This is a genomic window from Vibrio marinisediminis, assembly GCF_014050145.1.
GTDB lineage: Bacteria > Pseudomonadota > Gammaproteobacteria > Enterobacterales > Vibrionaceae > Vibrio > Vibrio marinisediminis.
The window spans coordinates 20,803-33,529 of record NZ_JACFYF010000002.1; the positions used below are offsets into that span (position 1 = coordinate 20,803).

Consider the following 12,727-nt stretch of genomic DNA (forward strand, 5'->3'; position numbering starts at 1 on the left):
AGTTTAATCATGTTTTCCGAAAAGATATTAATGACTATCCTCCATTTGATGATACTTTCCTGTCAAACTGAGGGTGTTTTTTGACTGAATAGGATATATTCAATACCCTTAACATGAGAAATGAGAGCAAGGATGCGGGCGTGAAACCAACCATTGAAAATGTACTTAGCGAAAACAACTTCAATTGGATAATCAAGGAGTACCATTGTCGCGGAAAGAAAGAAGAGTTTACGTGCCCTTGGCACTACCATTCAGAATACGAGTTGATGCTTTATCGCGACAAAAATAACGTATTTCAAGGGCGCTATTTTGCCGGTGATAGTATTGGGGAGATCCACCACAACAGTATGCAGCTCTACGGACCAGGACTGCCTCATTTGGTCACTGGACGAAGTGACGGCGACGAAGAACACGGGCATCATTCATTGATTTTTTGGTTTCGTCATCAATGGCTTGAGTCACTCATCCAAACAATGCCCGAGCTTAAAAACCTTCGACGATTACTCAAACGAGCCGCCTACGGATTACAATTCAGTGTTGATACAGCAGAGTATATCTATCAACTACTTAGTGGTATTGAGCACTATGAACAACACCATCAGTTGATGCGCGTATTGCAAGCCTTATGCGCATTGGCGGATGATGAATCTACCACTTTGTCACTCAATGCCTATGGGATGCATGAAATGGATGTCGATGATGAATCCACTCGTCGTGTCGAACTTGCTCGCCAATTCATCGAAAAAAACTACGCCAAGCAACTCAAAATTGAAGATCTCTGCAGCGCTTTACACCTTAGTGAAAGCTCAGCGTATCGATTGTTTGAAAGGCATTTTCTTGAAAGCTTTTCTGAACACCTGAAGCGTTTTAGGATCGGTAAAGCGTGCGAAATGTTGGTCAATTCAGAGTATTCTGTCGCCATCATTGCTGAGCTAGCTGGGTTTAATAATCTCTCGAATTTTAACCGCCAATTCAAAGCGGTTAAAGATATGACCCCATCCGCTTTTCGGGCTCAATATAACTCGACCAATGGCTACAAAAAGTAGCCAGGTCATTTATATCGTGTCACGAATCACTAATATGCGCCCATCAGTATAATATTCATGTTCTTCATCTAATACGATAGGTTGGGTCAATGCGGTCAGCTCTACTTGATGATTGGCTAGTTGTTCACTTACCTGCTTTGCCAATTTATCCCGTTCATGATCCACATTTGGATCAACACTATGAAGCACAGTCACAATACCAGCGTACGGTGTGAGTTGCAGACCATCATCATAGCTTAGCGCCCCCACCCACATAGTTTGTTGTGATTCAGCATCAACACCCGCTTGCCACCAACGAATGTGACTTCGACGTAGAAGATCCCCCGGCAATTGAAAGGCCATTTTTTGAGGCTGGTTATTCCAAAACAGATCGGAGACCGGTGGCGTGTTGTCTTTAAGCAATTGAATGTAATCTTTCCATTCAATCTCGTTACGCGAAAAGGTCTGGTTTTCAATCCAACCAAGATCAAGCATCAACGAACGAGGGTTATCACCAATAAACAGGACGTTCATTGCCTGAGCATCAAATATCTTCGAAATACCCGGATAAACTTTATAAGCCAACTCATTAGGCTCTATCACTTCTCCTTGATAGATATTTTGACCGCTCCGTTTCGCGAAATCATCCGAGTAAAAAAAGAAGTGGCTATAGTTTGCCCATATCATCAGAGAAAAAAATAGCGCGGTAAATTTGGCAAACAGTAACCGCCAACGAAGTCGTCGCCCAACGTAAAGAAAAATAGCGCTAAGCACTGTCGATATTAAGATAAGTTGATGCTCAACAATAACCAGTTTTGCTTGAGTAAGTATCGGGAAGCGTTCAACGCCATACCCTAATAAAAATCCCCACATCACAAACTGACCAACACCCAGTAACAAACCAAGTGAACCAAACACCGTAAAGCGTCCCCATGTCACTTTGTTCGTTCCCGCAATAAAAGGGACAACCCACGCAATAGGACCAAGTAAACGAGCAAAGGCTAAAACATAGTTACCCTTCTTGTGCATAAGATGGCGGCATCGGGCGACAGGCCTGCGTGTTTTTGACTGCCATTTTATGAGCTTTTTCTGGGCAGATACGCCCACATAACGCCCAATCCAATAACTAACTTGGTCACCGAGAAAACCACCCAGCAAAACCACAAATACACCAGCCCAAATACCCTGTTGCAATTGATAGCCTGCCGCGATCAAAAACGGCTCTCCTGGGACAAAAAGGTTGGGGCCAATAAGCGCATCCAAAAAAGCCCCAACAAATAAACTCAACTCGTTAAACATCAATTGCGCCTACTTTGTTTATTGCTCTTTGTAGTGACCGAATTTGTATTCCATTTCGTTATTGCGCATTTCGCCAAAAAAGAATCGACGTACATTGGCTTTCAAATACGTGGCACCCATTTTAAAAATACCCTCTTGATCGAGGCGACGAGGATCAAAGCCAAAGGTGAGATTCAAGAAACGAAAGCGCCATGTTTTGCTCGCACGTTTCACATAGTCACAATCTTCACACAATGTGATCTCTAAATCGAAACCACCGATTTCGTTATGCGCTCGCTTGGTCGAGAAGATACAAGCGCCGACAGCGGTTGGAAATGTGTATTGCGTAATAAACAAGCCGAGGTTAAATAATCCATAACCGATCTTATGAGCTAACGGTAAAGCGTCCGCACCCATATAAACACCAGCGACTTCAAGTTGCTTTTCTTCCAATTGACTAATAGCGTTGGCAAGGAACGTTGGAGCAAGCCTAACGTCAGCATCAAGAAACAAAATGCGCTCATACTGAGCCATGGCGGCCCCCGTATTGCGCCCAAGGCTTACGCCGCGCGTTGCCATTTGATGGACAGTCAGCTTAGGCAAGGAGGCTTCAAAAGCGCTTGCCACTTGGCAAGTGTTATCTTCACTGTTTGAGTCAACGACAATGACCTCAAAGTCTTGATGAGTTTGCTTACTCAAATCGTTAAGCAAACGACCGACACGTTTTTCTTCGTTTAGGGTAATGACTACAATACTAACTGGTCCCATCTTAATTCTCCGCTTAGTGATGGCTGAATATGGGACTAGCTTATCGCTGACTAACTTAACCGCTCGTGAGTGATTTGTTCAGATACAGTTCATGTTTTCCGTACTCAATTCTGAAACAAATATTTGGGTATGAAATTGCTGAATTTCCAGCCGAATCATCATCGACATGATGGCAATGTAACCAACTGAAATTAATGTTGAGTTTTTGGCTAATAAACCCGCCGTCAAAGGGGAAAACTATTGCCCTTAGCCACCTAGAGTGATAGTATCCGCGCTCGCTGTTGACGTAACCTTAGGTTGCCCGCCAGCGTTTAACCACGATATAAGGTCGCATTATATCGTGAAATCTATACTTATTTTACGAGAGTAATACTATGAAATTTGAAGCAGTAGTACGTACTGAACTAGGTAAAGGTGCGAGCCGCCGCCTACGTCACGTTGGTCAATTCCCTGCTATCGTTTACGGTGGTTCTGAAGCTCCAGTATCAATCGTTCTTAACCACAACGACATCGTTAACCAAATGGACAAGCCTGAGTTTTACGAAGGTATCGTTCTAGTGATCGATGGCGCTGAAGTAAAAGTTAAGCCACAAGATGTTCAACGTCACGCTTTCAAGCCAAAAGTTGAGCACATGGACTTCATCCGCATCTAATTTCCTTTACCAAGGAATTAGTTGGATTAAATCCAACCTTTTGCATAAAGATTATCGGACTTACCAGCCGAGACATCTAAAAATTCGAAACCCCAGAGACTTACCACCTCTGGGGTTTCACCGTTTTAGGCGAGTGCATTTATTTCATTCCGCTCCCGCACAATACACAGCCAAAAATCTTGTCGTAATTAGTCAGAATTACTTTGTTATGCCGCGCTTGTTCGTAGGCGTGCAAAATAGACGGGATATCGATTACGAATATGGCGTTGCTGCTCAACCATATCTTTAAATGATGGACCTTGTGTCAGCTGCAGTATCACTTCATTGTTATCAAAACGAAGAATGGTTCCCTTGACCTTAATGGTTGTCTCCACTCCTAGGCTCAATGTGCCTTTCAAAGACAAACCGCGATACAAAGTGGTTAAATTATTCATCACAACGCGGATCCCCTTTTCAGAAATCTCGCTTACATGAAAAAGTTCACCATCAATACGCACAATCGGCATTGCTCGACGAGGATACTTCAATCGATAGTACTTTCGCTTCTGTACATAGTCGTCGATGTCGTCCATGTCTATTTCCCTTGTTGATGATGTGAACTAATAACTTGTTATTCTTATTATAACCATCGGCTATCGAAAACCAAACTTTAGAGTATTTTTGGTGATAATGGACACACACATATACAGCATATTCCTTTATAACTGTCCGCCCATAGAGAATGGTTTTACTCACCACAATCTCTCTTACCACACTCTAAGAAAATAATGGGGAAACATCCCTCTTATTCAACCAACAATAACGCATTTTGCGTTATGGGTTACGCTACGGCTAGATACAACAAAGCCCCTACATGTGAGGGGCTTTGTTGTATCTATTCTGAATGCAAGAGCACCCTGACCATTTGGCATGCAAAACAAAAATGGTGGTGATTAATGCTCTCGACCTGATGGATTTACACCAAACTCTACTTGTTGATAAATATCAGATAACTTTTTAGCTTTCTTATTAGTGGCTTTACGGCTTGATTTTGTTGCCGTTGTGTAAGCTTGCTCTTGCAATGCCTGTTCGTGAGCTTGAGCTGACTTAATGTATTCAGAGTTTGCCATTGCTTGTTGGCGTGCTTTATTTACACGCTCTAAGGTTTCCCACAACATACCTTACTCCTATTTACCTGTATTTATAACCAGTATAAATAAAACTAGGAGCACGTCAACTCTTTTACTGTATAAAATTACAGGTACATTAACACACAAAAAACAGAACAACATACCACTAACGAATGAACCTTTATCGACTAACTGAGTCGACATTCAAACCTAACAACTCTCGCTGAACTAAGCATCTTGAGGGGGCTTGGGTATAAGATGAGTTACTTTTCTTAACAATAAAACACTATGAAAATTAGGAGGATGATACCTCTCTGCCTGAATTCAAACCTTGCATCCAATTTGCGCTCATCAATTGTGAATTTGCTCGAAGAACCTTTTTTATAAGATAGTTTCTTCTAAATCGCGTGGTAGTGTCTTTTAACGGTAATTGCGAGTAGTTCGAAAGTCGCAAAGGGTATCGCAAGGAGCAAAAGATGCCAAAGGAGCTACATGATTAACAAAGAACATCCTCTATATAAAGCAATTAACTCTATAATGTTTGTACGAATTGCTTATATCACTGCGATTAGTTTGATCACATTCACCCTTATTTCCGAGCATGAATTGGTAGGGTTGTCTTATGTGTTATTTCCAATCGGGATGATCATCGCATTATTCACCAAGTCTCCTAAGCGTCGTCGGTTACTCGCCCTACTCTCATTTTTTCATATCCTCATCGGCGGTCTTATTGAGCCACTAGAAGTCGATGCGATTGAAACCACATTCCTATTGCTCCCTTTGTGTTACGTCGTACTCTTTCCTAGTACCATTTGGCCGATAGTCATTGCCACGCTACTCATCACTCACTACTTCTTCAATGTACCGCCAAGTGAATATTTAGAGTTGGCTGACGACTCAATAAAGCTTTTGCTCATTACTATCTTTGCTACCATTATGACTTACTACAAAACGAAGTTTGATGAACAACTTAGTGTGTATCGAAGCGAAAGTCTCAGTGATTTCCTAACTCAGCTCCCTAACCGACGCGCGTTTTACAAATTCATTGAAAACCATGCAGACTGTAGCCTGGATAATCGTGAATTTGTGTTACTCAAAATAGACGTCGATAACTTTAAAGATGTGAATGATTCTTTTGGACCACAACAAGCGGATACCTTGCTCAAGTTTATCGCAATACGCCTTAAGCAGGTGGTTGTCAACAAAGCCGAACTATTCCGCTTGGAAGGGGATGAATTCATTATTGTCATTTCTGAACGAGCAAATATAGAGCAGCAAGTTAATGGCATTGTTCGCGAAATTTCTCGTGCGGATCGCTTCCATTTCGAACTCGACCGAGGCTTTTATCAAGTTACCTTCTCTATTGGGATATCATCATTGAAAAAGGCGACTAATAACCGAGATATCTGGCTTAAAAACGTCGACCTAGCAACGCAGAAGGCTAAAAATACCGGCAAAAATCGTGTTCGTTGGTACGATGAATGTTTGCTAGATGAAACCATCCGCGCCCATCAAATTGAAGTTGAGCTAGAACAAGCGATTCGATTAAACCAATTCGCACTCGTTTATCAACCTAAGGTTTCGGTTAAAAATCAATGTGTAAAAGGTGCCGAGGCGTTAATTCGTTGGGAGCATCCAAACTTAGGCACTATTAGCCCACTGGAATTTATCTCAATTGCGGAGCAAACCAAGCAGATCATTATGATTGGTCGATGGGTAATAAGAACCGCCTGTGATCAAGCAAAGCGGTGGCTTGACGCGGGTACACTAATACAGATATCGGTAAACGTTTCAACCGTGCAGTTCGCCCATGATGACCTATTCACCTATATTCGCCACGTACTGAGACGAACAGGTTTACCCGCGCATCTACTTCAAATTGAAATTACTGAAACCACACTGATGAAAGATACCGAACGGGTTACCTTGATCTGCCAACGCTTGCAAAATGAAGGGGTAACCATTGCCGTAGATGACTTTGGTGTCGCTTACTCTTCTCTCAACTACCTAAAGCATCTCCCTATCGATGTGCTAAAAATCGACAAATCTTTTGTTGATGATTGCGTCAAAGAACATCATGACCATATGCTAGTGAGGACCATAGTGCAACTGGGTCACAATATGGGCAAATGGGTTATTGCCGAAGGCGTTGAGCATGAAAACCAACGCAGGCTATTACAAAGTGAAGGCTGTGATGACTACCAAGGCTATCTGTTTTCTAGGCCAATATCAGCCGATGAATTCAGCGAAAGGTTCATTACTAAAGCGTACTTAGAAAGTCATGCATAACGCTATTTGAGGTGAGCTCAAAGACGCAATTCAAGCAATCCGATTAATTGGTATTTTAAAGGGAGCATTACGCTCCCTAAATGACTATTTGTACTAATACAGACTATTGCAAGTAAGCGTTAAGCATCCAAATTAGTTTTTCTTGTTCGCGAATATAATCGCCCATCAGAGCTGCTGTACCTTCATCCTCGCCAGCACTCGCTTGATCTAAAATCTCTCGCTGTTTGGTTAGCAGAAGGGAAAAGCCGTTGACTAATCCTTGTACACACTCTTGTCCCTGAGTAGCATTCTGATGCTCTTTTAATTCACTACTCTCAAGGTAGCGGCTAAAGCTATGACTTGGTGTATGACCGAGCGTTAATATACGCTCTGCTAGTTCATCTATTTTCAATTGTAGATCGGTATAGATCTCTTCAAACTTAACATGCAACTCAAAAAACTGTTGTCCCTTGATATTCCAATGATAGCCGCGAGTATTCATATACAGCACTTGGTAGTGCGCAAGCAATTGATTGAGCTGTTGTGCTAATTTTTCTGACTTTTCGCTATTAAGACCAATTAAATTCATTTGATTCGACATTCTGATTCTCCTAACTTGACATAGACAGAAAATAAGCTCTGCCGTGCTGTTTTGTTTCGTTAAAGCTAGAATACTCGCTCGCTGTCAATTGGTTAATTCGATTAAGTCTATAGAATTAATCGTTCGCAACTATCAATTAGAGTTCGATACTATGGGAGAACCTCCCATCATTGAGGCAAAAAGCCTCTGAGATCGAGTTCTACCGGATCCCCTAACCAATATACGTATTCAGTGTGATCAAGATAATCATTACCTGTTACCGCATGTATTAGTACAGAATGACCATTGCGATGAGTTTCTAACCATTCAAGCAATTGGGAAAATTGCTCTGCGTCAAAATCAATTTCAAAACTCCACATTGTATGCGGACCTACAAGGCGTTGGTTAAATCGACCAACGTAGAGCGCCAATACTCGATGAATTTGCTCTCGGATTTCCGCGGCAAATTCACTGCTGTGTTGGTTAAAGTAAAAGTGCGCATGGTAGTGGTGATGAAGATTTTGAGGATACATCGTGGTTTACTTTAATTACGGATGGTCATTCAGTTTAACAAACTCTCAAGGCATGCTCAGTGAGACTTACATTAATTACATTTGTGTGAACTAACTCTATGAACCTTGTCGAGAGTCTCCCTGCAAAAGAATAATATTATTCAATCCATCTCGTTTCATGTTATGTATTCTCGAATAACAAAGTCATTTAAGAGGTATCAATGGCAACTATAAATGATGTATGTCGTGTAGCAGGCGTGTCAAAAGCCACTGTATCTCGCGTAATCAATGGAACCGGGCAAGTACGCCAGAGCACTAGAGAAAAAGTCGAAGCTGTTATGGCTGAACTTAACTATCGCCCCAGCTCCCTCGCCCAAGCACTTGCCAATAAAAGTGGTAATAGTATCGGTTTGGTGATCTCGGATTTCACCGGTGGTTATTTTGGTAGCCTTTTAAAGCAAGCCTCTACCAGTGCAGAACTGATGGGCAAAGAGCTATTGTTTGCTGATGGTCATAACAATGCGGAAGACGAGCTAAAAGCGGTACACTCTTTAGTGGAAAAAAAATGCAATATCATTGTGCTCTATAGCCGTAAACTCACATGCGAGCAAATAGTCACATTAAGCCAGACAATTTCAATTCCTATTGTTACCGTTGGGCGCTCACTACCAAAACAAGCTGGATTCTCTATCGCATTCGATCAAGCTAATGCGATAGAACAAGCCGGTAAACACCTGATTAAACTGGGGCACAAGCAACTCACTTACTTAGGTCCTTTGCCTACAACGCCGACCTCAAAATCTAGGTTAGAAGGCTTCAATCTGCTGGTTGAGAGTCATGCGTCACAAGGTGTCGAAGGGACCGTTTACCAATCGGATTTCGGTTTCGAAGAGGGCTATAAAGCAACCAAACACTACTTATCGAGTGGGCATCAGTTTGGCAGTGCCATTGTGGCTGCAGCCGATGATATTGCTATTGGCTGCATAAAAGCTCTCAAAGAGCATGGCATTCAAGTGCCGCAAGACATTTCAATTGTCAGTATAGATAACGATGCTTGTTCATCGTTTGTTCAACCACCGCTGACCACTATCAACATTCCTATTGCCGCCATCACTGAGCGCGCAATGGAAATCGCGAAACTATTAATTGAAACAAACGAGGCTCCTTTACCTGAAGTTGTTCAAGGCAATTTGATCATTCGCGAATCCGCCATCCCAGCCTAAGTTATCACACCATAAAGCGCCATTACTCACTGAAACAGTCTGGCGCTAAACTTTCGTTATCTTTGCCTTATCTCCCTTTCAAAATTTGATCTGTGATGAACAAATTTTCTCCAGCAGCTATAAATCTGTGAACTCAGACGCACACATGAAACCGGTTACTGTAACCGGTTTCTTTAATGGCTATATTGAACATTAATTAGCCAACACTCTAATAGGGAGTAACAAATGAAGATATTTCTTTGTTGTGCCGCGGGAATGTCTACCAGCATGCTGGTAACCAAAATGGAAAAAGCTGCCGAAAGTAAAAACATTCAATGTCAAATATCTGCCCACTCAGTAGCTGAGTTTGAAGATTGCATTGCTGAGTGCGATGTTTGCTTGGTTGCGCCGCAAGTTAGATTTAAATACGAGGATTTCAAACGCGAAGCCGAGGCAATTGGCAAGAGTTGTGGTCTCATCGATATGATGAACTATGGAATGCTCAATGGAGATGCTGTACTCACTCAAGCAATTGATTTGTACGAATCACGCTAAAAAGGACTGGGGGTTAACATGTCAATTTTTGATACTACTATGAGGTTCGTCGAAAACGTCGTCGCACCATTTGCAGGCAAAGTTTCTGCACAAAAACACGTGATTGCAGTAAAAGACGGTTTTGTTGCAACTATGCCATTCTTGATTGTCGGCTCACTATTGCTGGTACTCGCCTTTCCTCCTTCTGATTCCGGTTTCTTTTTTGAAGGATGGCACGCCTTAATCAACACCATTGGTCAAGACAATATCATGGCTCCATTCCAAGTCAGTATGGGGATATTTGCCATTTACGCCTCATTTGGTATCGGCTTTAGTTTAGCGGAGTCCTACAAACTAAGACCAATGAATACCGGTATGCTATCAATGTTTGCCTTTATTCTTGCTGCTGCTCCTATGGTAAGTGTTGATATCGGTGGCGTTTTACCCGGTGCATTCTTAGGTGGTGCGGGTGCCTTCACCGCCATCTTATGTGGCTTACTCGTACCTGAAATGCAACGCTTACTGATCAAATACAACATCCGTATTAAGATGCCAGAAGCCGTACCACCTAAGATTTCAGCTTCATTCGATTTGCTCATCCCGATCGTTTTTATCTCGATTATTATTGTGGCGATTAACACGCTACTCGCTCAACAAGATCTACAAATACCATCTGCGATTATGCAATTATTCACGCCTCTAGTAATGGCGTCAGATTCCTACTTTGCTGCATTACTCGCGGTAATGTTGATTCAACTATTATGGTTTAGTGGTATTCACGGCGGCTCTGTAGTTGGCGGTATTATCGCGCCAATGCTATTGGTTAACTTAGGTCTAAACCAAGAAGCATTGGCCGCAGGAGAAGCGCTACCTAAGATCTTTGTAAACCCATTAGTTGACTTCTTTGTCTTCGTCGGCGGCGCTGGCGGTACATTTGGTCTAGTTCTTCTGATGATGCGTTCAAAAGCCACTCAGCTAAAAACCATCGGCAAAATGTCTTTGGTTCCTGGCATGTTCAACATTAATGAACCGGTTATTTTTGGTACACCAATTGTCATGAACCCTATCTACTTTATTCCATGGGTCGTCGCGCCATTTATTAATACCACTATAGTTTGGATGGCATTTAAAACAGGGTTTGTTTCTAAGATCATCGCCCTACCACCTTGGACCATGCCAGCACCAATTGGCGCGGTTATTTCTACCAACTCAATCACCGCCGCAATTGTCGTGCTAGCTTGCTTAACTGTCAGCGTGATCGTTTTCTATCCATTCTTGAAAGTGCATGAAAAACAATTATTAGCTGAAGAAATGGCTCAAGCAGAAAAAGCCGCTCCAACTAAAGCGAAAGAGGAGCAACTTAATGCAATCCGCAACTAGTGAAGAACTGCAAATTACCGAAGAGTTCTTGATGACACTGCTCTGTTACGTGGGTGCCGCTCGTTCAGCTTTTATAGCAGCAATGCGCAGTGCTCGTAGTGGTGATTTCACCCAAGCAGAGGCGCAAATCGCTGAGGGTGATCTAGCACTCAAAGACGTACACAAATCGCAAACAGAGTTAATTGGTTATGACGAAGGCGCGGGAAAAGTGCAAATGACGCTAATCCTGACTCATATTCAGGATCACATCATGACGACAATGCTCTGTCGTGAAGTGACCGAAGAAGTGATTGCTATTCATAAAGAATTAAAAGGAATGAAATCGTGAAAAAGCGCATATTCGATTACAACGCAGAAGACTTTCGATTAGCTAATCGCGAGCAGTTGGTGGATGCAATTCGACATTCAGAAGGTCGAACGATTATGGTGGAGAATGTTATTTCACTGACACCACCGATTGATATGGTTTCAGGTCCAGAACTCGCAGCCGCTTTTGGTGCTGATATGATCACGCTTAACTGCCTTGATGTATTTGATCCTAAAATCCGCATCCTGTCTGAAGACCCGGATGAGCATATCACTATTGAGCAAGTGAAAAAGCTCACAGGTCGATTGATTGGTTGCAACTTAGAACCGGTTCCTGATGGGGTGACTCACCTTGCCGTAGGCAGGACCGTGACAGAGCAATCCGTTAAACGCGCGGTAGAAATTGGTCTTGATTATGTGATGCTAACGGGTAACCCCGGTAACTGCGTCTCTCAAGAAACCATTCTCAAAGCCATTACTTTAGTTCGTAGTATTGCCCCAGAAATGCTCATCATCGCTGGCAAAATGCATGCGGGTGGCGTTGGCAATGACTACGATTTGAGCATTGTTCCAGCTTTTGCTGAAGCCGGTGCGGATGTGATGATGTTCCCTGCCGCCTATACCACGCCGGGAGTGAGCCCTGAGCTTTCACAGCAAATGATGGCAGCGGTACACAAGACCAATATGCTTGGCATGCTAGCGATAGGGACATCTCAAGAAGGGGCAACAGAAAGTTATATAGAACAAGTCGCAATTACGGCAAAAGCGGCCGGTGCAGATATTGTTCATATTGGTGATGGCGGCTATAGCGGCATTGCTCCACCCGAAAATATCGTTAGGCTGGGATTAACGTTACGCGGCAGACGCCATCAATATAAACGTATGGCTAACCGCCGTTAATTCACCATTTAGGGCTGTTTTCTCTAGTTGATATCCAGCCCTTTCATTCCTTTACCTGATGATTCTTTGTCGTCAAAGAGCACAGGTAAAACAACAAGTCCTCCTTAATATAAGCTATTTGGCTTTGCCCCTTGTATAACTTGGGGCTTTTTTTGCTTCTTTTTTTCTTAACTTGAAAGGGTGACAACCTGTTTGCTCGTTGCCGTTAAGCA

Annotated in this window: 14 protein-coding genes; 8 read left to right on the plus strand and 6 right to left on the minus strand. The window is 42.6% G+C overall.

The window, feature by feature from the left end:
• Positions 1 to 140: 140 nt before the first annotated feature.
• Entirely contained in the window at positions 141 to 1,046 is a 906-nt protein-coding gene (locus H2O73_RS04375; protein ID WP_182107005.1) for a helix-turn-helix domain-containing protein, read from the plus strand.
• 9 nt (positions 1,047 to 1,055) lie between these two features.
• Here H2O73_RS04375 and H2O73_RS04380 read toward each other — a convergent pair whose 3' ends face one another.
• Together H2O73_RS04380 and H2O73_RS04385 are read right to left on the minus strand one after the other, a co-directional pair.
• Entirely contained in the window at positions 1,056 to 2,324 is a 1,269-nt protein-coding gene (locus H2O73_RS04380; RefSeq protein ID WP_182107008.1) for an LssY C-terminal domain-containing protein, read from the minus strand.
• Between the two features lie 18 nt (positions 2,325 to 2,342).
• Positions 2,343 to 3,071 (minus strand): glycosyltransferase family 2 protein, encoded by a 729-nt coding sequence (locus tag H2O73_RS04385; protein WP_182107010.1) that lies wholly within the window; start codon positions 3,069 to 3,071, stop codon positions 2,343 to 2,345.
• A 374-nt stretch (positions 3,072 to 3,445) separates the two neighbouring features.
• Between H2O73_RS04385 and rplY the strand changes: the two genes are divergently transcribed.
• Positions 3,446 to 3,724, plus strand: coding sequence for a 50S ribosomal protein L25 (gene rplY, locus H2O73_RS04390; RefSeq protein WP_182107011.1), 279 nt, complete (start codon positions 3,446 to 3,448; stop codon positions 3,722 to 3,724).
• Between the two features lie 206 nt (positions 3,725 to 3,930).
• On the opposite strand, the gene H2O73_RS04395 is transcribed toward rplY, so the two are convergent.
• Together H2O73_RS04395 and H2O73_RS04400 are read right to left on the minus strand one after the other, a co-directional pair.
• On the minus strand, positions 3,931 to 4,296 hold the full coding sequence (locus tag H2O73_RS04395) for a PilZ domain-containing protein (RefSeq protein WP_182107013.1): 366 nt from the start codon (positions 4,294 to 4,296) through the stop codon (positions 3,931 to 3,933).
• 360 nt (positions 4,297 to 4,656) lie between these two features.
• Positions 4,657 to 4,881 carry a hypothetical protein gene (locus H2O73_RS04400; RefSeq protein WP_182107015.1) on the minus strand — a complete coding sequence of 75 codons (225 nt, stop codon included), beginning with the start codon at positions 4,879 to 4,881 and terminating at the stop codon, positions 4,657 to 4,659.
• A 444-nt stretch (positions 4,882 to 5,325) separates the two neighbouring features.
• Here H2O73_RS04400 and H2O73_RS04405 point away from each other — a divergent pair, with 444 nt between their 5' ends.
• Positions 5,326 to 7,122 carry a putative bifunctional diguanylate cyclase/phosphodiesterase gene (locus H2O73_RS04405; protein ID WP_182107017.1) on the plus strand — a complete coding sequence of 599 codons (1,797 nt, stop codon included), beginning with the start codon at positions 5,326 to 5,328 and terminating at the stop codon, positions 7,120 to 7,122.
• Positions 7,123 to 7,225: 103 nt separating this feature from the next.
• Here H2O73_RS04405 and H2O73_RS04410 read toward each other — a convergent pair whose 3' ends face one another.
• A complete protein-coding gene (locus H2O73_RS04410) occupies positions 7,226 to 7,702 on the minus strand; it encodes a Dps family protein (RefSeq protein ID WP_182107019.1) in 477 nt (158 codons plus the stop codon).
• A gap of 167 nt (positions 7,703 to 7,869) precedes the next feature.
• Positions 7,870 to 8,214 carry a DOPA 4,5-dioxygenase family protein gene (locus tag H2O73_RS04415; protein ID WP_182107021.1) on the minus strand — a complete coding sequence of 115 codons (345 nt, stop codon included), beginning with the start codon at positions 8,212 to 8,214 and terminating at the stop codon, positions 7,870 to 7,872.
• A gap of 200 nt (positions 8,215 to 8,414) precedes the next feature.
• On the opposite strand from H2O73_RS04415, the gene H2O73_RS04420 reads away from it, so the two are divergent.
• From H2O73_RS04420 to H2O73_RS04440, 5 genes are all read left to right on the plus strand, one after another.
• Complete coding sequence (locus H2O73_RS04420) at positions 8,415 to 9,416, plus strand: LacI family DNA-binding transcriptional regulator (protein WP_182107023.1); 1,002 nt, start codon at positions 8,415 to 8,417, stop codon at positions 9,414 to 9,416.
• Positions 9,417 to 9,641: 225 nt separating this feature from the next.
• Positions 9,642 to 9,950, plus strand: coding sequence for a PTS sugar transporter subunit IIB (locus H2O73_RS04425; protein WP_182107025.1), 309 nt, complete (start codon positions 9,642 to 9,644; stop codon positions 9,948 to 9,950).
• A gap of 18 nt (positions 9,951 to 9,968) precedes the next feature.
• The gene (locus H2O73_RS04430; RefSeq protein WP_182107027.1) at positions 9,969 to 11,309 is read left to right on the plus strand and encodes a PTS sugar transporter subunit IIC; all 1,341 of its coding nucleotides are present in this window, start codon (positions 9,969 to 9,971) and stop codon (positions 11,307 to 11,309) included.
• The gene (locus H2O73_RS04435) at positions 11,293 to 11,637 is read left to right on the plus strand and encodes a PTS lactose/cellobiose transporter subunit IIA (RefSeq protein WP_246335851.1); all 345 of its coding nucleotides are present in this window, start codon (positions 11,293 to 11,295) and stop codon (positions 11,635 to 11,637) included. The genes H2O73_RS04430 and H2O73_RS04435 overlap by 17 nt, the downstream gene beginning before the upstream one ends.
• Positions 11,634 to 12,515 carry a DUF7916 family protein gene (locus H2O73_RS04440; RefSeq protein WP_182107029.1) on the plus strand — a complete coding sequence of 294 codons (882 nt, stop codon included), beginning with the start codon at positions 11,634 to 11,636 and terminating at the stop codon, positions 12,513 to 12,515. The genes H2O73_RS04435 and H2O73_RS04440 overlap by 4 nt, the downstream gene beginning before the upstream one ends.
• The last annotated feature ends 212 nt before the right edge of the window (positions 12,516 to 12,727 follow it).